At 42.4% G+C, this 23,823-nt stretch carries 13 protein-coding genes; 10 read left to right on the top strand and 3 right to left on the bottom strand.

Features of this window, described 5'->3' with window-relative positions; genetic code table 11:
- Positions 1 to 3 precede the first annotated feature (3 nt).
- From ACWA2B_RS04660 to metK, 10 genes are all read left to right on the top strand, one after another.
- Complete coding sequence (locus ACWA2B_RS04660) at positions 4 to 765, top strand: WecB/TagA/CpsF family glycosyltransferase (RefSeq protein ID WP_029514607.1); 762 nt, start codon at positions 4 to 6, stop codon at positions 763 to 765.
- Between the two features lie 137 nt (positions 766 to 902).
- Positions 903 to 2,033, top strand: a complete 1,131-nt coding sequence (locus ACWA2B_RS04655) for a glycosyltransferase family 4 protein (RefSeq protein ID WP_029514606.1) — start codon at positions 903 to 905, stop codon at positions 2,031 to 2,033.
- A gap of 190 nt (positions 2,034 to 2,223) precedes the next feature.
- Positions 2,224 to 6,243: an S-layer homology domain-containing protein gene (locus ACWA2B_RS04650; RefSeq protein ID WP_165146190.1), complete on the top strand. Its 4,020-nt coding sequence runs from the start codon at positions 2,224 to 2,226 to the stop codon at positions 6,241 to 6,243.
- 352 nt (positions 6,244 to 6,595) lie between these two features.
- Positions 6,596 to 9,733, top strand: a complete 3,138-nt coding sequence (locus ACWA2B_RS04645) for an efflux RND transporter permease subunit (RefSeq protein WP_235306509.1) — start codon at positions 6,596 to 6,598, stop codon at positions 9,731 to 9,733.
- A 19-nt stretch (positions 9,734 to 9,752) separates the two neighbouring features.
- Positions 9,753 to 11,099, top strand: coding sequence for an efflux RND transporter periplasmic adaptor subunit (locus ACWA2B_RS04640; RefSeq protein ID WP_318627934.1), 1,347 nt, complete (start codon positions 9,753 to 9,755; stop codon positions 11,097 to 11,099).
- 541 nt (positions 11,100 to 11,640) lie between these two features.
- Positions 11,641 to 14,007, top strand: coding sequence for a copper amine oxidase N-terminal domain-containing protein (locus ACWA2B_RS04635; protein ID WP_318627933.1), 2,367 nt, complete (start codon positions 11,641 to 11,643; stop codon positions 14,005 to 14,007).
- Between the two features lie 99 nt (positions 14,008 to 14,106).
- Positions 14,107 to 15,645: a stalk domain-containing protein gene (locus tag ACWA2B_RS04630; protein WP_318627932.1), complete on the top strand. Its 1,539-nt coding sequence runs from the start codon at positions 14,107 to 14,109 to the stop codon at positions 15,643 to 15,645.
- A gap of 45 nt (positions 15,646 to 15,690) precedes the next feature.
- A complete protein-coding gene (locus tag ACWA2B_RS04625; protein ID WP_029514600.1) occupies positions 15,691 to 16,269 on the top strand; it encodes a hypothetical protein in 579 nt (192 codons plus the stop codon).
- 143 nt (positions 16,270 to 16,412) lie between these two features.
- Positions 16,413 to 16,703: an alpha/beta-type small acid-soluble spore protein gene (locus tag ACWA2B_RS04620; protein WP_069009997.1), complete on the top strand. Its 291-nt coding sequence runs from the start codon at positions 16,413 to 16,415 to the stop codon at positions 16,701 to 16,703.
- A 334-nt stretch (positions 16,704 to 17,037) separates the two neighbouring features.
- Positions 17,038 to 18,240, top strand: a complete 1,203-nt coding sequence (metK, locus tag ACWA2B_RS04615) for a methionine adenosyltransferase (RefSeq protein WP_013312298.1) — start codon at positions 17,038 to 17,040, stop codon at positions 18,238 to 18,240.
- Positions 18,241 to 18,370: 130 nt separating this feature from the next.
- Here metK and ACWA2B_RS04610 read toward each other — a convergent pair whose 3' ends face one another.
- From ACWA2B_RS04610 to ACWA2B_RS04600, 3 genes are read right to left on the bottom strand one after another with little or no spacing between them, the layout of a single operon-like run.
- Complete coding sequence (locus tag ACWA2B_RS04610; protein ID WP_449291754.1) at positions 18,371 to 19,273, bottom strand: TetR/AcrR family transcriptional regulator; 903 nt, start codon at positions 19,271 to 19,273, stop codon at positions 18,371 to 18,373.
- A 56-nt stretch (positions 19,274 to 19,329) separates the two neighbouring features.
- Positions 19,330 to 22,446 (bottom strand): efflux RND transporter permease subunit, encoded by a 3,117-nt coding sequence (locus tag ACWA2B_RS04605; protein WP_449291753.1) that lies wholly within the window; start codon positions 22,444 to 22,446, stop codon positions 19,330 to 19,332.
- The gene (locus ACWA2B_RS04600; RefSeq protein ID WP_449291752.1) at positions 22,443 to 23,738 is read right to left on the bottom strand and encodes an efflux RND transporter periplasmic adaptor subunit; all 1,296 of its coding nucleotides are present in this window, start codon (positions 23,736 to 23,738) and stop codon (positions 22,443 to 22,445) included. Before ACWA2B_RS04600 ends, ACWA2B_RS04605 begins: the two co-directional genes overlap by 4 nt.
- Positions 23,739 to 23,823 lie beyond the last annotated feature (85 nt).

Genomic DNA, 23,823 nt, shown 5'->3' with positions numbered 1-23,823 from the left:
ACAGTGACAGTTGATAAGGTTACGAATGTGCCTACCGTCCCGATTTTCGGTGTTCCGGTATCAAGGCTTAATATGAAAGATACATTAAATGTATTAATTCAAGCAGTGGAGTCTCGCCGGCCCCATCAAGTGATCACTGCCAATCCGATAATGGTAATGGCAGCATTGGAAGATCCAGTGTACATGAACGTTATGAAACAGGCGGAGCTGATTGTCCCGGATGGGACCGGCGTAGTGTGGGCTGCAAACTATGTAGGACATCCTGTACCTGAGCGTGTAGCGGGCTTTGACTTGTTACATGAATTACTTGCAGCTGGCGAAAACTATCATTGGAAGGTTTATTTACTGGGATCAACATCTGAGGTGATTCAAGCCACCGCAAAGCGGGTACATGAGCTTTATCCCGCAATTACGGTTTGTGGCAAGCGTGATGGTTTTTTTGGACCAAAAGAGGATGAAGCCGTAATTGCAGCTATTCGTGAAGCAAATCCTGATTTATTGTTTGTAGCACGTGGAGCGGACACACAGGAACCCTGGATTGGTAAATATAAGGAAAAGTTGGGTGTACCGGTGATGATGGGGGTTGGCGGCAGCTTCGATGTTATATCAGGCAGAACCAAACGCGCACCTAAATTGTTTCAAAAGCTACGGGCTGAATGGTTATATAGACTCCTCAAAGAGCCAAGCCGTTACAAAAGAATGCTTGCGCTGCCGAAATTCGCCGCGAAAGTGATGCGCGAAAAAGAAAACGTCACAAAAGTGTGATAAATAGCTTGAATCTGCCTCCAAAACCCGCTAATTTGCCAGAATATGAAGCTTGGTATTTATTTTTGATCAGAGTATAATTCAATGCGGTTACATCTGAAAAGGGATTGCTTTAAAATTGGGGGTCGAATGATCAAATGTTATTGATCTATATTATTGGGTTCATCATGGCACTGGGACTTGCGCTGTTACTGACACCGCTCGTCAAGAAATTCGCTGTGAAGGTTGGAGCCGTCGATGTACCGAATGCCCGAAAAGTACATACCCGAATTATGCCGCGTCTTGGCGGACTGGGGATTTTCTTGGCATTTCTGTTGTCCTTATTGGCGGTGTTACCTTTTGTGCCTGACGGAATGCTGTCCTCTCGGGATATTAACTTTATCGCAGCCTTTCTGATTGGCGGTACGCTGATTACACTGATTGGTGCTCTCGATGATCGTTTCGATCTCAATGCAAAATTGAAATTTTTGGCTCAAATTGCCGTTGCGTGTATGGTCGTGTTTGCTTTTGATATTCGTGTAGATTTTGTAAATGTACCTTTTCAGGATGCATACTCATCTTTGGAAAGCTGGATTTCCATTCCACTTACGATTTTTTGGATCGTAGGTGTAACGAATGCCATCAATTTGATTGACGGTCTGGATGGACTGGCTGCAGGTGTCTCAGGCATTGCGATTGGAACTATTTTTGTGATGTCGATATTGATGGGTAATTACATGGTAGCTATGCTTTGTCTTGTGCTGCTGGGCAGTATTATCGGATTCCTATTTTTTAACTTTCATCCTGCAAAAATATTTATGGGTGATACAGGGTCATTATTTTTAGGTTTCTGTCTGGCCATGCTATCCATGCTTGGTTTCAAGCAAATTGCTATCGTATCTTTTATTACGCCATTGATTATTATCGGTGTACCATTGTCAGATACATTCTTTGCTATCATTCGTCGCAAGTTGCAGAAAAAACCGATTTTCTCTCCGGATAAAGGTCATTTGCATCACTGCCTACGCGAACTAGGTTTCAGTCACAGACAGACGGTGTTGATTATCTACGGTATTGCTGCATTTTTCGGTGTATTGGCCGTGATTCAATCGTCTGCTGCGCTTAATGAAGCGAACTGGGTCACCTTTGTCGTGATTTGTATTATGATGTTCTTCCTACAGATCGGTGCAGAGGTTATTGGTCTTGTTGGCAAAACCAAACGCCCAGTTATTAACACACTGATTCGGTTGTTGGCTAAGCCAGATTCCCAGACGCGTTCGAAATTATAATTTTAATTTAAAAGTAAGCCTTCAAGCTTGGCGGTATACCGCGGGTTTGAAGGCTTTTTTGATGTTTGCTGTAAAAAAACTCCCTCCTTTTTTGAGAATTTACTAATTTTTTGTATGTTTACTACCGATAAAAAAAGTATTGAATGATTACGTACCCCAAGGTGCGACAGAATCAAAGGAGGACAATGATTTGAAACGATTGCTATCCATGTTGCTGACGGTTGGTCTCATCATTGGCTTGGTGCCGGCGGCCCTGGTAGGTACGGCTCATGCTGCGACAGGAACTTATTTCATTTTTCCAAATGAGAAGTATGATGCGGATTCGGCCAGATCGGTGAACACCGACCGTATTACAGTTAACGGTACGATTAACGGAGTGAACGGAAGCACGATATCATATAGTGTATTCCAGCTCTCTAAAAATGGAACGACCCTTAATGTGGTGAATAAAAATGAGAGTCAAAAAGGCGGAATTACGGTCAGTGGCTCTACACTTCAAATTACAGACATCAAACTGTTTCCTGGTTTGAACCGAATTACATTCCAAAGTAGCCAAAACTCGGCTGAGATGAAGGATTCTATTTACGTAGAGTACCAGGATGGACCCAAGGTTTATGATCTGTCTGCTACGCTGAATGGTGAAACAGAACAATTAGTAGAGAACCAGACAGCTGTGTTAACAGACGCTCGCAATAGCGGTACGGATGATGTTAAAGTAGTCATTCAAGGTACGGCGCCTAATGCCGACAGTGTAACGCTTACGTCTGCAAAAAGCAGTAATACGTATAATGTATCCTCTTACACTGGCTATAAACTAACAGGTAGTGTTGTACTCAGTCCAGGTAAAAATATAGTGAATATTAAAGTGAATAACGGAACTCAGGCTCTTACAGTTACACGTGAAATTACGATTTATACGGGAAAACCGGAATTCTCTGATTTGACCTTGAACAAGGATGGGAATGTTTCTGCCGATCTGACCACTTCGCCTGACTTTACCGTATCGTCTACAAGTGGTGTGGTTTTAAAAGGTAATGTTTTGGTGCCAGGCGGTCCAACCGATCCAGGAGTTGCCACAATCAATGCGCGTTTTACCGATGTGAGTAACAATGGTAGCGCTGTGGGTAGTGCGACTGGAGTTGATGCCACAATTGATACTGCAAATGTGGTTACATCAAATGGTTATAAAGTATATCCATTTCAGGTGACTGTACCTTCAGAAGCTGTTATTGATCATTTGACCAGGGCATCTCTGGGCATAACCTATACGGATAGCAGTACACCTCCAGCTCCATCGGCTGTCCAATTTACATTGCGCAGCAGCACTCAGCCGTATATTGATGATATTAACTATCTTCCTGATTTTAATAATCAATTGTTGAGCAGAATTAAGGGAAGCGGGTCTGATCAAGCAGCTGCTATAGATGAAGCTCTGAAATTAACTGGAAGCTCTATGAAGAACAAGACTACAGATGCTCCATCTGTTCCTGTTGGTATGGAGTTCATCGTTGTTAACGGTGCACCTTCTTCAATTAGTGAACTTTCTGGTGTGTCAGTTCATACTGTAGGATCACCTCAAGATGTGATTCGGACAATCAATGGTAAGTCAACACAAGTGAAGAAAATCGTTGCTTATGTAGACACTTTGCCTAAAGAAGGACAAAACGTACTGAATTTTTACCTGAATGGCGACTCGACCAAATTAATTAAAGCAACGGTGAATCTGTTGCAGGGTCCGTTCATGAAATACGATACGATTTATGATGGGCAACAAATTCCGTTAAATACATCCAGCTCAAACTTGAATACCTATAAATTGACTCAACTGGGCTACTTTAAAGGTAAATTGCTTGATGTGAGCAACGCAGCGGATATTCATTACACTGGAAGTAACCGAAATGTATTCCTGTATGTTAATAATGTATTGGTTGATCTGGATGGTTCAGGAGCGGACTTCAAGCTTGCTGCTTCCTCAGAGACAGCCGCAGCCAATGCCTTGGCGAACGGGAATAATGAAATCAAGTTTGTGTACAAGCCAGGTATTGAGTACAGCAATACGGTAAAAGTAAACTTTACACAGACGAATATTCCAGTAATTCCTGTTCCAAATACACAAGGAATCATCCCTTTTACACCAGTTAGCGGCTTGAGCAATACACCGAAGTATAGCGAAATTGCTCCGAAATCAAAAGATGCTAATTTCACCAAAGTGGATGATACTAACTACAATACATCTCTGAAAAATATCAATGTATTTGGTACTTTCAGTATTGCCGATTTGGGTAAAGCAGATCAGGTAAATGGTTCGTTAAGTGATATTGCCAATAAAGATCAATATATTTTGGAGATTAAGGGATCGGATGACAGTGAATTCAACTGGACGTTGAGTAACGAGTTTTTCTCAGCAGAAGATGCTAAGACAACATATAATTCCGGTTCTACTACAGATAAATTTACTAATAAAGATTTAAAAGACCTGCTTGTGTACTACCATCCGGACAAAAAGTATTTCAGCTTTGTGTTGAAAAACCAAACTATTTCGCAAGATGGAACACCAGTAGCTTATAACATTACCTTGTACAACAGTGGCAAGAGCGGGCCGTTTGCTACTTTCCGACTGCAAGTATCCGGTCAATCCACATCTTTTGATATCTTGCGTCCGCTTCCTGAAAAACGGATCGTGAATCAAAACTTTGTGCAAGTTGTTGTAAACGCAGGTAACGCAGATAGTGTTATGGTAGGTAAGGAAAAAGCGGTTCAAGAAGGATTTGATTCTGACTATGATGGTACTGTTGATTACCCATCAACTTACAAAGCCATCGTTACAGGTCTAAAAGCTAACAAAGATAATAAAATTGATGTAGTGGTTACAGTAGGCAAGGAAAAACTAAAACAAACCATTACCGTTAAATATGTGCCTACAAATATTCCTGGCGAGCAGTACATGGAAGCGATGAAAACATCGCACAAAGTGTTCGATGGTAATCTTACACTTGCTTTTGCAAAGGGAACGAGTCTAATTCGCCGGGATTACGATCAACCACAGCAATTCAAAAACCAGGTTTTCTCTGGGCATACTTTGTACTTTGCGATAGCAAATAGCGAAGATGGTGTGGTAGACCGTCATGAATTTGAAACTGAAAAAGCATTGTCCGATATGCGGAGCTTGATTGCAGACGGAAGTAGATACTTCAACCGGGATTTCCCAAGTCGTTTTACCAAGTCCAGTCCAGTATTCTGGATTGACCCAGGTACCGCAGATGATATCAAAACGGATGCTTACGATCCAGTGACATATGGTGCTGATCCTTATCAATTGGCTAACAAGTCGCAAAATGACAGCAGCAAGATCAAAAACTTCTACTGGCGTGACCCATCTAACGAGTTAGTACCTTCCAAGCGTGCTACATTGACGCTGACGTATGATAGTAGTATTGCTCAAGATGCAGGGAAACAAATGTCGGTGTTCTATTTTGATTCTGATCTTAAAGACTGGCAGAACATTGGTGGTGTGGTGGATCCGAAAAAACACACCATTAAAGTACCGTTTGATCGTTTCGGTTACTATGTAGTTGCTAAAGTTGGAGAAACGTATAGTGATGTCATTAAGCACAAATACGCCAGAGATTACATCGAAGCCATTTTGGCTAAAGGTGTCATGAACCCAATGGATCCAATTAATAGCTTTGGACCTGACAGCTACATTAAAAGAGGCGAATTTACGTCTATGATCGTCAAAGGTCTGCAAATTCCGCTTAATTTCAGCGGAGCGAAGCATTTTGACGACGTGTCTATTCCAAATACGATATCAGCAGATGCGCTCTATGATTATCGTTATATTGAAACAGCTGCACGCGCTGGTATTGTCAAAGGTTCGCAACCAAGAATCTTTATGCCGGAAGATGTAATCACACGCCAAGATGCAGCAGTCATTATCGCTAAGGCATTGAATTTGAAGCTTGAAACAGATCATGACAAGATCATGAAGAATCTGTCTAAGACCTTTAAAGATGCGGACAAAATTGATTACTATGCACAGGCATCTGTGTTGGCTATTGCCAAGAAAGGCTTTATTACGGGTTCACCTGTTGATGCAAGCGATCTGAAAAAAGGATATATGTTTAATCCTACTTCTCTGACCTTGCGTGGAGATGCAGCCATTATTGTAGCTAAAGTTATGGCTGATAAAAAGCTGCTTCCTAAAATCTAATTAACAAAACACCTGAAATTATTAAACATCCCTCCATGCGAAATGGAAATTCCCTTTCATATACATGAGAGGGATGTTTTTTATAAATCAGCTATTTGACTGGAATTAAGGGCCTATGCCATAATATCAATGAGGTAAGAACTTTGGATTAGCCTTACAACGTTTTTTATTTTGGATTTAGCTTAAACGTCTGTAATTAATTTCTTTTTTTTAAGCTTTTATCTCAAAATGTGTTTATTATTTTTTTATATGTTTTTTTTGCGCATTTATCTGAAACTTTACGCTTATTTCATCGTAGTAGTGGATGTGTGTGCTTAAATATTACATAGAGAAGTGAGTGGGGAGTGATGAGATGTCTCAGTTTTCAATACGCCGTCCTGTAACAGTATTTATGTTAATTATTGCTTTGCTAATCGGGGGCGGTATTTTTTCGTTAAGGCTTCCTGTCGAGCAGATGCCGGATATGAAGTTGCCTATCGCTGTGGTAGCGACCAGTATTCCGAACTCGACACCAACGGAAGTTGAGGAATTGGTGACCAAACCTATTGAAAAGAGTCTGGCTTCTATTGAGAATGTAGATACGATCCAGTCCGAATCTTCAGAAGGATCATCTATGGTCATCATTCAATTTAATTGGGGAGTAGATATAAATCAAGCAACCCTCGACATGCGAGATAAAATTGATGGAGTTCGAGGATCTCTTCCAAAGGCGGCAAATTCGCCGCGCGTACTTAAATTGGATCTTAATGCAACGCCGGTTATTACACTCTCCTTTACAGGGGACCAGGATGTTAACAAGCTGAAGCCTATTGCTAAGGATATTATTCAGCCGCGACTTGAAAGAATTGCGGGAGTAGCTTCAGTCAGCATGTCAGGCGGGCAAGAACGGCTTGTGAAGATTACTGTAGATCAAGCCAAGCTTCAAAGCTATGGTATTACGCTGGATCAAATCAGCCAAGCGCTATCGTCTAATAACGTAGCTGGTTCTGCTGGTTCAGTATACCGAGGCAATACAGAAATCCAACTTCGGGTTCAGGGTGAATATAAAGCTGTTTCAGAAATGGGTGAAACGCCAATTCCAGTAGGGAAGGGGAGCGTTAAGCTAAAGGACATTGCGACAGTTGAAGATTCCTTGGATGATGTTACAACCATTTCTACTTTTAATGGAAAGCCAAGTGTCAATATTTCTGTTACTAAAGCCACAGGGGGGAATACCCTCTCAATCGCCAATTCTGTAAAGGATAGTTTAGATTCGATACGGAAGGAATTGCCTCAGGGAACTCAATTAGAGATGGTAACAGATGCTTCGAAACCGATTAGCGACTCCGTACACTCACTAGTAGAGCATGCTATATTGGGGCTTATTATCGCAGCCATTGTATTACTTTTATTTTTGAACAGTATACGTTCTACCATTATTGCTGCTATCGTTATTCCAATTTCCTTCGTAGCTACGTTTATGATGATGTATTTCACCGGACAAACCATTAATGTTATTTCATTGAGCGGTTTGCTTCTGGGGTTAGGATCGTTTGTCGACTTTGCTGTTGTTATTATTGAGAATATTTTTAGACAACGACATGAAGGGAAAAGCATGCTACAAGGGGCTATTGATGGCTCCAAGCAGGTGGGTAATGCCGTTATGGCATCTGCACTTGCGCAGATCGTAGTATTTTTACCAGTTGTTTTTGTTGATGGAATAGCGGGAGTTCTATTTAAACCGTTGGCGTTAACAGTTATTTTCTCTCACATTGCAGCCTTGGTCGTATCCCTTCTGATTGTGCCGATGCTCGGTTCACGTTGGCTACCTACCATACCAGATGAATCCATATACTCTTCAGGTACTTATAAGGGTGTTAACCCTATTGTGTGGTTTAATATTGGCTTCGAGAAATTTAAGGGTGGGTATCGCCGTATACTGAAGTGGGGAATCAACCATAGAAAATCTGTGTTAATCATTACTTTATTAATGTTTGTGGCAGCTGGGGCTCTAGTTCCTTTCGTTAAGGCTGAATTTATCCCAGCATCCGATACTGGGGAATTCACAGTTAATGTGAAACTTCCTAATGGAACGGTCTTGGAAGAAACGGAAAAGGTTGTTCAAGATATAGAAAAAGAAATATTGAAAGTTCCTGATTTGGATAAAATGACAGTGACAGTTGGGTCTGGTGGCAATTCGGCCTTTTCAGGTGCAACTCCAACCAACTCGGCAGATTTAAGTGTTACGCTCAAGGATGGGCATCAGCCAACAGATGTTGTAGTTGAGGGCCTTCGTAAGAAATTTGATAGTATTCCGGATGCAGAGATTACACTGACGTCCACAACAGGCCTTTCAAGCGGTGCGGCTGTTAACATTAATCTAAAAGGCGACGATATTGACGTCCTGAGAGAACTCTCGGACAATCTCGTTGCGGACGTGAAAAAAATACCGGGTACGGTCAATGTGAAAAGTAGCTTGAGTGCCGTTCGCGAAGAATATGAGATTACCGTTAATCGGGAGCTTGCGAGTCGATATGGCTTATCAGCAACTCAAATCTTATCTGCAGTGAATACTTCTTTTAATGGATCAGTCGCCACAAGCTATCGTACAGGTGAAGATCAGATTGATGTGAAGATATCATTGCCAGAGCAAAATCGCCACGATTTGTCAAATCTACAAGCCTTGCGGATTACCACTCCACAAGGTATTGATGTACCTTTGTCTTCCGTAGTAAGTATTGATAAACGGACTGTACCCGATACTGTTACTCGTGAAGACCAGACACGTCAAGTACAGATTTCTGCTGATATTGATGGATCAGGGGACATTCTAACCGTCAAACAGAAAATAGATGCTCTTTTGAAGAGTACTCACTTCCCAGAAGGCTACAGTGCAGATACGGGTGGCGGGCAAACTGAACAAATGATGGAGTCTTTTATAAACTTAGGGATAGCTATTCTGCTATCTGTCGTGCTCATTTATATGGTTATGGCAGGACAGTTCGAATCGTTGCTCACACCGTTTGTTATTATGTTTTCCGTTCCACCTACGGTAATTGGTGTGCTTATCGGTTTAGCTGTAACCGGGGCGAGCCTCAGCGTTTCAGCTTTGACGGGTTACATCATGCTCGTTGGTTTGGTCGTCAACAATGCCATAGTTATGATTGACTTTATAATTCAGCTCCGAAAAGACGGCCAAGATCGGGATGAAGCTATTATTCATGGAGCGTCTGAGCGGTTGCGTCCGATTTTGATGACCACGCTGGCTACTGTACTAGCTTTGCTCCCAATGGCATTCGCTACAGGAGAGGGTAACGAAACACAAGCACCGATGGCAGTTGTTGTTGTATTCGGGTTATCCTTCGCAGCTGTTATTACATTGATTCTTATTCCGGTAGTCTACGTCATCATGGATAATATGATACAAAAACGTAAGAATCGGAAATTAAAAAGACAAGCGAAGAGAGAATTGAAAAAAGAAGCGAAACTACAAAAAAGTGTTCATATATAAGGTGAGGTGGAGAAACATAATGAATAAAAAAAGTGCTCTGATTGCTACAACTTTGCTTTTATCAGTTGCATTAGCGGGTTGCGGTGGGGGAGAGGCCCCTGCCGCAACGACTACGGCGCAGCAAGCCATTCCAGTTCAAGTAGCAAAAGTGGCTAAAGGTAGTATTAACGATTCAACAGGTATTATTGGAAGCTTTGCTCCCAAAGAGACAGCTCAGGTGTCTCCGAAAATTAGTGGTAAAATTCAAAGTATTAACCTTACAGTGGGCCAAAAAGTAAATAAAGGCGACACATTGTTTACTATAGACCAAAAGGACTTGCAGGACTCGATTAAGCAATCCCAGGAGTCTTACCAGGTTGCCCTGGCCAATTTAAAACAAGCAGAGTCAGGTGCAGCGCAATCGGTACAGCAGGCAGAATCCAGCGTGGATCAAGCCAAAAGTGCGCTTGTCCAGCAAGACAACACCATCACCCAAGCTCAGACCAGTCTGGTCGATGCTCAGAGTTCCGTGCGTGATGCTCAAAATACGCTCAACCGCAACCAACAGTTGTTTAGTGCGGGCGCTCTATCACAATCTGAGTTAGAGCAGTCTCAAATAGCGCATAGAAGGGCTTTAACTGCAGTGGAGAATGCGCAGATCACACTTCACAATGCACAAACGTCCAAGCAAAGTGCGCAAACAACATATAGCAATGCTCAAAAATCATTACGACTTGCCCAACAGAAAACAGGCATTGACGTAGCTCGTGCTTCTGTCAATCAAGCTAAGTCCAGTTTAGACACAGCGCGTAGCCAACTGGTGGATACTGTGGTCAAAGCTCCGATTTCCGGTACGATATCGGTAGTAACAGGAACCCAGGGGCAAATGGTTAGTGCACAATCCGCGGTTGCTACAATAGCAAATACCAATCCTATTATTGCTAAAGTTAACGTTTCTGAATCTGAGCTTCTCAAGATGCAGGTGGGTTCATCTGTGACTGTAGGCGTGGACTCGTTAAATAAGCGAATTGAGGCCAAAGTATCGGCTGTCAATCCGGTAATGGATAATGATCTGAAGGCATACCCTGTTGAGGTATCAGTTCCTAATGGTTCTGGCGAATTAAAATCAGGGATGGTTGTAACTGTATACATGAAATCAGAAGCTTCTAAAAACATTTTGGTATCGCAGGATGCCATTACGGAGCAGGCAGGGAAAAAGTATGCTTATGTAGTGGAAGGAACAGTGGCTAAGCGGGTAGAGGTGCAGACAGGCCAGGAAAGTGCCAAACAGGTTGAGGTAACCAAGGGGCTTGCTGAAGGACAAAATGTTGTCGTTAAGGGCGTTAGTCTGCTTACGGATGGCGCGAAGATTAATGTAGTGAAGTAATTTGTCGCGGCTATATTTACGGTAAATCACTGTTACTCCGTTATTTCTACTACTTAAAGTGTATTAGAGTATTAGATTTCAAGGGAATCTATAGACTTTATGTACTTTATATATTCTATGGATAATTCTTAACGAATATACTCCATTAAAGGCCGATTTCATGTACGAAAATAACCCTTGTACATTTAAGGCTGATAAGGTAAAAGTTGTAGGATGACGGAGGAACAGGTTCAATAGTATAATTATGACTGTGGAAAGCGGAATACATAATTCAAAAAAAATAATTTTTTTTTGAAACAGACGCAACTTTTTGAACCCATGCTACGTCTAATTGGGTGAGTATGAAACAAAGGGGTACAAAAGCGTAAAGACAAAATTCGCTAAAAAAAAATCTTTACTGCATTGTTATCACATTGTATAATACTGGAGTACGTCATAAATGGACGCTTTCTTTCAACTAGATTCCAAGCTTCTGTGATATTGTCACAGATATCATTTTATAAGGGTTCTCATAAAGCTCGGAAAGGAGGTGTAACGACTGATGAGTGACAAGATCCGACAAAAAGACAAAAATAATATTTCTGGTTATATTCAAGGAGGAGAAAAAAAGGTTATGACAAAGTTTAACAAAAAAATGATTAACGTGCTGGCAACAGCAACATTGGTTGCTGGTGTAGCAGCTCCAATCGCAGCATTGACTGCACCAACTGCAATCCATGCAGCTTCTAGCTTATCGAACCTGAATAATCCTAGTATTGGCTCTAGTGCACAATCCAATGTTGAATTGGGTAGAGCGAAAGTTAGTATTAGCCAAGCTTCCATCAGACCTGGTGCATCGTTTACAGTAACATTGCCAAAAGGTTTTGAATTTTCTGGCCCTGGAAACGGTGTTAGTCGCGTAAAAACTGCTACTGACGCTACTTATGGTTTGGGTGTATATCTTGATGCGAAAGATAACGACGACGCTGAAAACCTTGAGTCTACTGGTTATAAAGATGCAGATGCAGTTGTAGTTACTAAGCTGACTAACAAGTCTGCAAAAGTTGAATTGAATTTCAGTAACTCTGCTGATGCTGCTGATCTTTATCTGAACTTTGGTAAAATCAATGTTACTGGACCTAGCAATGGACCTATCAAAGTTGCTATTGATGCTGCTTCCGCAAGCGGTTTGACTAGTGGCGAAGTAGTGATTGGTAACGTGGTTTCTTCCGGTCAAATTTCTTTGAGTGCAGCTGATACTGTTTCCAGTGAAGAAAACTTTACTGCAACTTTGAAAGTTAAAGAAGAAACAGCTGGTTCATTGGGTAACAACAACATTAAGTTGAAATTGCCTAGCGGTTTCAAATGGGATTCTGCTCCTAAATCCGCAGCTACTATTCTGTTTGGTACTGATATCAAACCTGAAAACGTAAAATATTCTACTGACGGCGATACTTTGACTTTGTCCTTGGATAAAGTAAGTGGTCAGCAAACATCTTTCCAATTGCCTGTAGGATTCTATGTTGATGATGAAAACAGTGCTAAAGAAGGCGACGTAACAGTTAGTATCTCTGGTAATGCAACAACTGATGTTAGCTCCCTCGTAGTAGGTAGCTACGGTCAAATCGGTGGTGGCGTTTCTGTTGCTACTCCATCAACAATCCTTGCTGGTCATGACGAGCAAAAAATTGGTGATGTTACAATTAAAGAAACTGTTGCTGGTTCTTTCGTAAAAGGACGTACTGTAACTTTGCGTCTGCCTGAAGGTGCTCGTTGGCAGTCGACTTTTGAAAGCAATAACCCTGGAAGCAACTTCTCCGGTTCTATGGAGAACACTAACGGTTTGGGTGGAGCAGAAGTTTCCTACACTGACTCTGACAAACGTACTTTGAAATTGACTTTCAACAGTGCTAACAGCACAACTGACGCTGGTACTTTGAAACTGAAAAACGTTGAAGTTGCAACGCAACCAGGTTTCTCCGGCGATCTGAACGTTGATGTTGCTGGTAGCCAAGGTCTGAGCGGTACTGTTAAGGTTGCAACTGTGAAACAAGCAGTTACTCTGGCTGCTGCTTCCAAACCAACCCTGACAATCGGTCTGGGCGATCAACAAGTTGGCGATATCACAATCACTGAAGCTGCTAAAGAAGCTTTCGTTAAGAAAGACGGTAGCCGTGAAGTAATCTTGGAATTGCCAACAGGCGTACGTTTTGCTTCTACTCCAGATGTAAAAGTTACAGCTGGTGACGTTAAAGTGAAGAGTGTATCTACTGATACTTACGGCGAAAGCAACAAAGGCCGTCTGAGCTTCTACATCGATAGCGAAAGTGCTACTCCAAGTACAATCACAATCTCGGCTCCTAAGCTGACTGTTGACCGTACTGTAGCTCAAGGCGACATCGTTGCTAAGCTGAAAGGTAGCGCAGTATCTTACACTGCATACAAAGGCGCAACTGACAACACTCAAAACTGGAAAGATAACAACACTGCAGCTGCTGAAGTAGCAATCGCAACTGTTGGAACTCCAGCTCCAGGTGCTACTAAAACTAAAGCTGTCTTCACATTGGGAAGTACTTCCTACACTGTGAACGGCGAAACTAAAACAGCAGAAGTAGCTGCTTATGCTGAAAACGGACGCACTTACTTGCCAGTACGTTATGCAGCTGAAGCTCTGGGTGTATCCCCACAAAACATCCTGTTTGACAAAGCAACTTCCACAGTTACCCTGATCAAAGGTAGCACTGTTGCTCAAATCAAACTGAACACAAACCTGTTGACTGTTAACGGTTCTGTGATTCGTATGGACGTTAAAGCTGTAACTAACAAAAACCGTACTGTACTGCCAATCGCTTGGGTGAGCAGAGCGCTGGATGCATCCATCACTTATGATGCAACTGCAAAAACAGTTACTGTTGAAAACAAAAACTAATTTAAGAGCAACTCTTTTGAGTTAACTGAATTAGATGAGAAGAGGGTTCCTTTTGGAGCCCTTTTCTTTTATTAGTCTTATTGACAAAGGAGAGAAATTATGAAACGTTTTGGAGTGGCAGTACTGTCCACATTAGTTCTTTCTTCTGCGTTCGCCAATCTTGCAGGAGCTCAACCAGGTGATATAAAGGTTATTATTAACGGTGTAACTCAGCAATATACCCAGTCCCCGGTTGTTAGTCAAAATACAACCTTGGTGCCTCTCCGTGGTGTTTTTGAAAGCTTGGGTGCGAAGGTCGATTGGGACAGCAAAGCTAAAAAAGTGACAGCATCTAAAAATGATGATACGTTAACTTTAAATGTTGGTTCTAAACTTGCTTATAAAAATAGTAATCCTGTACAGCTGGATGCAGCAACTCAAATTCAAAAGGGTCAAGTACTCGTTCCTTTACGTTTTGTGAGCCAATCATTAGGCGCCAAAGTAAATTGGGATCAGGCTACCCGAACAGTGACCATTTCTAATCAAGCTAACGGCAGCACTACTGGCGATCAAACCAATAGTTTGTCCAGTAAGCCTCTCGCAACTCCTGTGACCCAAGTTACTTATGATACCTACTATAATGATTCTTTGACCTATAATGATGCAGTTAAACTGGCTATAGCTGATAGTACTACAGTTAAAACAGCAGCAACGAATATCGATCAAGCTGGGAAAATCATGAAAGAAGCTGGCAAGGATATTAACTTTGTTCCAGCAGAAGCAGGTGATGAAGCACAAGACAAAGCTTTCAAAGGTTATGCTCAAACGAATCTAAATTATGAGGCTGCTAAGAAAAACTTGGATATGACCAAAGAAGGTATTGAATATAATGTGAAGGATCTCTATAACAAACTCCTTCAAAAGCAAAATGCCGTTAAACTTGCTGCTTTAAATATTGAAGATGCTGAGCGCAAGCTGAAAGTTTCACAAATTAAAAGAGATAATCAAATGTCGAGTGATTATGAGGTTACACAAGCAACCAATCAGGTGACTCAAAATCAAGCTGCTTTAGAAAAAGCAAAAAAAGATCTAGATAGTGCTTATGTATCTTTGAACCAAGTGATTGGTTACAAACCTGAGCAACGTTATGAATTGAAGGATAAACCTGTCTATTCTGAGTTTAAAGATAATGTGGAAACTAAAGTAAGCCAAGTACTTACTAGCAGCACTGCCATTTGGTTGAGTGAGCAAAAAGTGGATTTAGCTGAATTGAGCTTAAAGCTTTACAACTTCAATACTCCAGGAAATACGCCTTACGAAGCTGAACAACTTAATGTTGAAAAAGCTCAGTATGCTACAGAAGGCACAAAGAGACAACTCGAAGAAGCAGTAAGAACAATCTATAACAACATCAAAGCATTGGAAAGCCAATACTCACAGATCCAAGCTGGTTTGGTGAGTGCAAGAAGTGCGGCCGATATGGCTAAAAAGCAATTTGATGTTGGGTTGGCTACAGAGCTTCAGGTTTATGATGCTAATTTGAAAGTGACTACTGCTGAGCAACAGGCGGAAGATATAGTTTCAAGTATTGATACTTTGAAGCTGGCTTTCAATAAGCCTTGGGCTATGCAAGGTTCCGCTGGAGCAAGCGCGCAATAATTAAAACTTAACTATACTTGCTATAACCTGCTGTAGGAGGACTTCATGAAATCACGCTATAAAGTATCGTTGGCTGCAGCTTTACTTGGGGGAGGAATTGTAGCAGGCTCCTTAATGAACAATTCAGTTAATGGAGCCTCCAGTTCTGGACAACCTGGTACAGCTGATGATCCAGTCGTAACCAAAAGCTATGTTGACCAAAAAATTGCCCAGGCAATCAAAGGTGGAGTGCCCGCAAGTAACACGAGTAGTAAAACCACTAGTTCGACTACTCCAGCGACAAACGCTACCTCTAACACAACGGCGTCAGGAACTTCTAGTGCAGGAAAAACTTCCACACCAGAGCAGACAGAGGTTTTAAAGGTTGTTGATGTAAAGCCTGGTCAAAAACTGATTGCCAAAGCAGGCTCGGAATTTATTTTACGTAATGGTTATGCTGTTGTGTATAGTATGGATGCCAGTGGGGCTATTGATATTACTTCTGGAACGGAAATTGTTCATAATCAGGCTGTCGAAAAAAATCATTTATTATCGTTTCCTAGAGAAGGAAGAGGTATTCAAGTAAAAGAAGGTCAGAAGTTTGGTCTGGTCGTTATGGTACGAGGCGGTTATACTGTTCAGTAAACTGTTTTGTATTTAAGCTGCTTTCGGCGGCTCTTTTTCTTAAATACTGTTTGGGATAGCAAATTGTTCTTGGCTAAGTTGAACCTAATCGCTGCACACTAACCCCATGAAAGACAATACATTTAGTGGAGGGTGTATACGAGATGGCGTCAAGAGGTCAAAGACGATTAATTCCCGAAAGTCGTGTCAGGTTAGATGATTTGAAGTATGAAATCGCTGCTGAGTTTGGGCTACCTGTTTATAATCCCCAATATACACATATACAACCTAAGGCTGACAGTGAATTTGCTGCAGAATTGGGGGAGTTTGCGGGGGGCGGGAATGTAGCATGGCGTGATTTAACTTCAAGACAGAACGGTTCGGTTGGTGGTGAAATTACTAAGCGACTGATACAATCTGCTGAACGTAGCTTATCTGAATATGGTACATTGTAAGTTGCAATAATTTCTACAGTTTTTGAACATATAGTAGCGTAAAATCTGGGGTAATTTACATGTAAATCAAAAATGGTTTGCATGTAGACTTACCCTAATTTCGAATGTTGTCATTGGGTGATACGAATTGACACCTTGTTTTAAATAGGATATCATGGCATTTGAGGCTTGTACGCAACCTTTTCCTACCGGAGAAGGTTCATTTTTTATTAATCAGGTGTAACAAGATACCTCCCGCCATTTGATGGCTTGAAGGTATCTGAATAATGCCATTACCATGTCAGGATTTTTTTATTAAATCCTCATGTATTTTAATTGTGGGAGGTTGAAATTCATGTCTGTAAAAGGCCGTCATTTGTTCACGTCCGAGTCTGTAACAGAAGGCCATCCGGATAAAATCTGTGATCAGATATCCGATGCTGTATTGGATGCCTTTCTAGCTAATGACCCTAATGCACGGGTAGCATGTGAAGTATCGGTAGCTACTGGTCTCGTTCTCGTTATTGGTGAAATCAGTTCCAAATCGGAGTACGTGGATATTCCATCCATTGTACGTAATACGATTAAGGAAATTGGCTATACACGTGCGAAATACGGTTTCGACTATAATACTTGCGCTGTATTGACTTCTTTGAATGAACAGTCGCCGGACATCGCTCAAGGGGTTAATGCTGCCTTGGAAAGCCGTGATCCTGCTGAAGTAGATAAAGAAACGGAAAACATTGGGGCTGGAGATCAAGGATTGATGTTTGGTTTTGCTACGAACGAGACACCGGAGTTGATGCCTTTACCTATCGCTATGTCTCACCGTATTGCACGACGCTTGTCTGAAGTGCGTAAGGATGGAACACTGAATTACCTTCGTCCAGACGGTAAAACCCAAGTAACGGTAGAGTATGAAAATGGTAAACCTGTTCGTATTGATGCTATTGTAGTTTCTACGCAGCATGCGGAGGATACTACTTTGGAGCAAATTCAAGCAGACATCAAAGAAAAGGTTATTTTGCCAGTTGTTCCTGCCGAATTATTGGATGAGCAAACCAAGTATTACATTAATCCGACAGGACGCTTTGTTATCGGTGGTCCTCAAGGAGATGCAGGTCTGACAGGCCGTAAAATTATTGTGGATACGTATGGTGGTTATGCACGTCACGGCGGGGGAGCATTCTCCGGTAAAGATCCGACCAAAGTGGACCGTTCTGCTGCTTATGCTGCTCGTTATGTAGCGAAAAACCTCGTAGCAGCTGGATTGGCAGACAAAGTGGAAATTCAGCTTGCTTATGCCATCGGTGTAGCTACGCCTGTTTCGATTAACGTCGATACATACGGTACGGGTAAAGTGAGTGATGAGAAGCTGGTTGAATTGATCCGAAATAACTTTGATCTGCGCCCAACAGGTATTATTCGCATGTTGGATCTGCGTCGTCCAATTTATAAGCAAACTGCTGCCTACGGTCACTTTGGACGTACAGATTTGGATGTACCATGGGAGAGCGTAGATAAAGCTGAAATTCTAAAAGAACAAGCGGGGCTGTAATTCCTCGTATGTTATCAAAATAAAAGCAATAACCCAAAAAGACTGTTTCATGCTTTGCATGAACAGTCTTTTTTTTGATGTGTTTCGCTGTTAAGTACGAATTTGTTCTGATGTACCGAATGCTGAGTGACTACTCGGATATCGGAGCATGGTCCAATAAATTTTTAAGTAAACGACAAACCTTTTGCAGTTCCTTGTACTGCTCCAAATACGCAAAAAGGGCTTTCAGGAGGCCTTTCTGAGGGTTCGATTTCAGAGTCTCTTCCTTTAAATGAGCGTAGATTTGCTGACACTCCTGTTTCTCCTCTGAACTCCAAGAAGACAGCAGTATACTGTCTTCCAAAGAGTGGAGAAGGCTGTTAATTTGACGGCCTTGATCAAAAGGATTACTTAGAGCACTTTCGGGTAACCAGCCTTGCTTGCTCCAGAACAAATGTGGAGCTGAATCAGCATTGTTCAGGCTGGTTGCCAAGGAACTGGATAAGAAGATAATAAACTGTGTTAGATGTTCAATCGTTTCATCATTCATGCGATCGGCAAAGAAGCGAATATATTCAAACACAATGCTTTTAAGTACAAAGGTCACGTCCCATGCATGATCTTCAATGCTCGGTCCAAAAATATCAATCAGGCAGTCGCGAACCCATCTGTACAATTTGTATTCATGATTCTCGAATGCGTAATTAAGTTGTTCATTCTGGAAAATAAGCATGGAAGGCTCAGGAAGATCCATCATGAGATACACTTTGTTTTCAACGAGATTTTTCAAGTAAAGTACAATAAAACCGTGCAGTTTATCGTGCTTAGAAAGATCAGGTTTACTGTAGAGAGCCCGGATGTCTTGTTCAATGTTATTTTCCAGAATGATACACATTTCTAGAGGGAGTTCTTCTTTTCCCTGAAAATATTTATAGAAGGATGCCTTCGCCATCCCACTTTCTTTGGCGATTTCTTCAACAGATGTTGAATAATAGCCTTTTCTGGAGAACAGCCGAATGGCGGCCTGTAAAATATCATTTTTTTTACTTTCCATACATACTTCCCCCTAGGGACCGACTAACTCGACAGCATGCGAACTCACTTCATACATCATAAAGATTGATCAGGTGTGATAACTGTGTGCTGCTGTTTTTTGAGTTGACGGCGCATCTTGTATTTGGCCATGATCATATACAAGGACGGCACGACAAACAAGGTTAACAAGGTCGAGAATAACAAACCGAAAATGACGGTAAACGCCAGTGGCTTAAAGAGCAGGCTTCCCAATAGTGCCAACGGAATCATACCTACAATGGCGGCCAAGGATGTCAATAAAATTGGTCTGAAGCGAGCGGCGGCCGCCTGTATTACGGCTTCCTTCAATTCCATTCCTTCATGTCGTGCATCCTCGATAAATTCAATTAACACAATCCCATTCCGCACAACAATGCCCGCGAGTGCAATGATTCCCATGATGCTCATAAAACCGATAGGCATATCGGTTAAGAAAATACCAATAATCCCGCCGGCTGCTGCCAGGTACACGGTCGTCATAATAATAATAGGAATGGAGAGAGAATAAAATTGCATAGTAATCAAGAGTAAAATGAGCAAGACTACAACGATAGCCAGCTGTCCTAAGTCCTTGAATATGGTCGATTGGTCAGAGGTTTCCCCACCAACCTCCCATTTGTAGCCTTCTGGGAACTTCATTTGCGCCAGCTTACTTTCAACATCAACCATCGCTTCGCTTGCAGTTCGTCCGTTCAAATCGGCTTCCACCGTAATCGTCCGCTCCATATTGTAATGCTTGATTTGCTGAATAGCAAATGACGGCTTAATCTGGACAAGCTGGTTTAATGGAATTTGCTTACCAGCTGTATTAACTACACTTAATTGTTGGAAAAGCTTACTTGGCTCCTCGTCGCTGTGATTCAAATACATTTTAATATCTACCAGACTGTTTCCAGTATCAAATTGACTGACTTGGGCTCCTTCTTTTAATAGAAGCAGGGTGCGAGTCAAATCTGTGTAACTTACCAGGTATTGATCCATCGCTTGTTTGTTGACCTCAAGCTCCAGTGCATATCGTTCAATTCCTATATCATCCACGATGCCTGTTGTGCCCTCTACTGTCGCGATCTGCTCCTTTGCCTTTTGGGCAAGAGTTTGCAGTTCATTCAGATCCTGACCTGAGATACGAATAGAAACGGGCTTACCCACTGGAATCCCGAGACGAGGAACATACATCGTAACTGTAACTCCAGGGTAGGATTTCTTAACATGTTGTTCCCAAGCATCAACTGTCGTATTGAGATCGAATACGTTTTCTTTGCCGACGACAGCAATCTGCCCCACCGTTTCGTTATAACTAATATTTCCACCCGAACTATTAATGTCACTAAACAGTTGTGGGGCAGTCCCTCCAGTGCTGTAGACGACCTTGGAAGTTTCAGGTTGCTTTTTCACCCAGCCTGCAAGGTCTTTAACGACCTGGTCCGTTTCCGCAATTGAAGTGCCTACAGGCATTTTTACATTTAGTGCAACATGAGGATCTTCCGACTCAGGAAAAAGTTCAACTGAGGTAAAGGGAACTAATCCATAGGCGGCTGTTCCAAGCATGAGTCCGACCATGGCTGTCAACAAGGGACGCTGAATGACCTTAGGCATCAGTTTTTGTGAATAGAGCTTGTTTAAAGAATGAATCTGCTGGCCGAGCAAGCCTGCTGGTTTAGATTTACCCTGAGGGTGACGAGCCTGTCTGCGCTTCTCATACCATTCTCGAAAAATAGGGATGATGGTGAGCGACATGATCATAGAGGCAAGCATGGTCAGGGAGACAATAGCAGGAATAGGTTTAATAAAGGCACCTACATTTCCAGGAAGAAACAACAATGGCGCGAAAGCTGAGATGGTAGCCAGAGTTGCAACCAAAATAGAAAGCATGACCTCTTTGGTACCTTTTACAGCTGCGACTGAGGGCGATTCTCCTAATTCCGTAAGTCTACGCTCAATATTATCATTTACAACTACGGCATCATCCACGAGTATGCCGAGTACGATGATCAGACCGACAACGGAAATCTGATTTAGAGTGATGCCGAACATAGGCAAAAAGATAATGGCAATCGAAACCGAAATAGGAATGGCCAGTGCAACAAATGCAGAGGTGAGCAAATTCAGCCCCAACATACAAACGAGAATAACGGCCACAATCGCAAGAATCGTTTCACGCTTTAAGTCGTCAAAGATATGGCTTACCTGATCCTTTTGTGCAAAAAGAGTTTGAAAGTGAACACCTGCGGGGAGTGTTTTTTCCAGTTCTTTGAGCTTGGTATTGACCTTTTCGCTCATAGAAGGGATGTCTGTGCCTGTTTCTGCTCCAATACTTAACGTAATGGCCGGTTTACCCTCTACATAGGCAAAGTATTCTGTATTAGGATGGGCCAGCTCCGTTATGCCGATATCTCTCAAATAAACAGGATTACCCTCTTTGGTGCGTGTCAAAAGGACCTGATTCAATTCATCAGCTTTTTCGGTCTCGCGAACAATAAGTTGATAGGTACGTCCGTTGTATTCAATATTACCAGTAGGGACCCGATCAATTTGAGCCTGAATCGCTTGAGCCACTTGTCCCCACGAAAGCTGGTATTGCTGAAGTTTCTGATTGTCAATATGGACACGTACTTCTTGATCAGGGAGACCATTGAATTTGACGCTAGATACGCCAGAAATGGTATTGAGCTGATCTTTCCAAGTCGTTGTTAAATCATTTAGTTTATACAGCGGTGTGGAAGAGTCAGCCGTCAGGGCATAGGAGCCGATAAAAGAGCTGGTTAGTTTGTCATTTACAACAGGTACTTCAACGCCTTGAGGAAGATCAGCTTGTGCATCTTGCACTTTTTTACGCATATCATCCCAAACCGTTTGAGGATCAACTCCGTTTTTGGATTCGATTAAAATAGAGGAGAATCCGTTACCAGAAGTCGAACTAATCGTTTTAACACCTTCAACTTCCTTAATGCGTTTCTCCAGCTCTTTAGTTACGGTTTCTTCTACTTTTTGTGGTGAAGCACCAGGGTAGACTGTTGTTACCATAGCATTTTGTATGGTGACATCCGGCATTTCCTGCTGTGGTAACTGGAAAAAGCCGAAGATTCCGACCAAAATCAGCATGACAAAAAACAGCAATGTAATTTTTCGTTTTTTTACGATGTACTCAATCATGGGCGTCCGCCTTCCTCCGACTGAATCGCATTTCCATCAAACAGGTTTTCTGCCCCTTTAACGATAATACGTTCGCCTTCACGAAGTCCCGATACGATTTGCAACTGATTATCTACAACCTGATTACCGAGCTCCACAGGGGTTTTAACAGCTTTTCCTTGAATGTCTTTGAAAATAAAAGGCTTGCTTCCCGTGTTAATGACTGCTTCGGCAGGAACGAGAATCCCATTCTTGTCGGTCACCTGTTGAGCAGCTTTAATGACCTGACCGGGTAACCAGTCTCGCTGTGGATTGTTTATAACAATCTCTACGTTAACCCTTCCTGTGTCGGTGCTGGTTGAAGGATAGACGTTAGACACCGTACCTTGACGGGTCTCTTCATAGAGCGCCACTTCTACTTGTTGACCCTTTTTCCAATCCTTAATTTCACTGTCTGGTACAGGAAGTAGTACTTTGAGGCGGTCGATGGTGCCTATGCGATAGACGGCTTGCCCTGACGCGACCAAATCACCTGTATTCACGATTTTTTCTAAGATTACACCGTTCACAGGAGAGATTAGACGTGTGCGTGAAAGTGCAAGTTCTGCCTGCCCCTTGGCAACAAGGGCTTTTTCGTAGTTGGCATGGGCTTGTTTTTGGGAAGCCACAGCCTGTTCACTGGCCGCTAGGGCTTTGCTTTTACCTGCAAGCGCATCTTGAAAGGAAGCTTGGGCGGATTGATGATCTTCGGCTGTGGCCCCTTCCAGCAAAAGGGACAGGGATTCCTTAGCTTGTTCCAAGTCTTTCAGGGCTGCGGTAGCATTCAGGTGAGCATTTTCATTATCTGATGCGGTAGCAGCGCCTGCCTCAAACAGCTTCTGTGTGCGCTCGCTATCCGTCTTGGCCTTGTTATAAGCGCTTTGTGCCTTATCTACAGTAGCTTGCGCTTGTTGTTTCTCTTGAGCACGTGCGCCTTTATTGACCTTGTTAACATTCGCGCGAGCTCCTGTAATGCCGGCATCGGCGGATTGAATCGCGGAGGTAGCAGCCTGTAAATTAGCCTGTGCGTTATCTATACCGGCCAAGGCCTCTTGAATAGAGGCTGTCGCCTGTGCAACCTGCAGTCTATAGCCAGCGTCATCTAGACGGGCAATGGTTGTACCTTTCTGTACAGCCGTCCCGGTAGTGATTTCTGCGCTAGCGACGATACCTCCGTTCTGAAAAGCCAGTGTACGTTCTTCATAGGCTTGAAGAGTGCCTGACAAGTTATAGGCAGTATGAAGTGGCGTTGATTTGACGATTGCGGTCCGCACAACGGTTGGCTGTACAGATGAACCTAGAGCGGCATCTTTTTTTTTCTGTAGAACATCCGGTCATTGCGATGCACAGGGATAAAGT

It is taken from the genome of Paenibacillus sp. CMM36, from assembly GCF_053570945.1.
Note: the sequence above shows the minus strand (reverse complement) of the source record. Positions and strands in the feature narration are given on the sequence as shown.

Bases quoted from the DNA above. Each gene is read 5' to 3' on its own strand.
- ACWA2B_RS04655 (WP_029514606.1), top strand. From the start codon at position 903: ATGTTATTGATCTATATTATTGGGTTCATCATGGCACTGGGACTTGCG.
- ACWA2B_RS04645 (WP_235306509.1), top strand. From the start codon at position 6,596: ATGTCTCAGTTTTCAATACGCCGTCCTGTAACAGTATTTATGTTAATT.
- ACWA2B_RS04640 (WP_318627934.1), top strand. From the start codon at position 9,753: ATGAATAAAAAAAGTGCTCTGATTGCTACAACTTTGCTTTTATCAGTT.
- ACWA2B_RS04635 (WP_318627933.1), top strand. From the start codon at position 11,641: ATGAGTGACAAGATCCGACAAAAAGACAAAAATAATATTTCTGGTTAT.
- ACWA2B_RS04630 (WP_318627932.1), top strand. From the start codon at position 14,107: ATGAAACGTTTTGGAGTGGCAGTACTGTCCACATTAGTTCTTTCTTCT.
- ACWA2B_RS04625 (WP_029514600.1), top strand. From the start codon at position 15,691: ATGAAATCACGCTATAAAGTATCGTTGGCTGCAGCTTTACTTGGGGGA.
- ACWA2B_RS04620 (WP_069009997.1), top strand. From the start codon at position 16,413: ATGGCGTCAAGAGGTCAAAGACGATTAATTCCCGAAAGTCGTGTCAGG.
- metK (WP_013312298.1), top strand. From the start codon at position 17,038: ATGTCTGTAAAAGGCCGTCATTTGTTCACGTCCGAGTCTGTAACAGAA.
- ACWA2B_RS04610 (WP_449291754.1), bottom strand. From the start codon at position 19,273: ATGGAAAGTAAAAAAAATGATATTTTACAGGCCGCCATTCGGCTGTTC.
- ACWA2B_RS04605 (WP_449291753.1), bottom strand. From the start codon at position 22,446: ATGATTGAGTACATCGTAAAAAAACGAAAAATTACATTGCTGTTTTTT.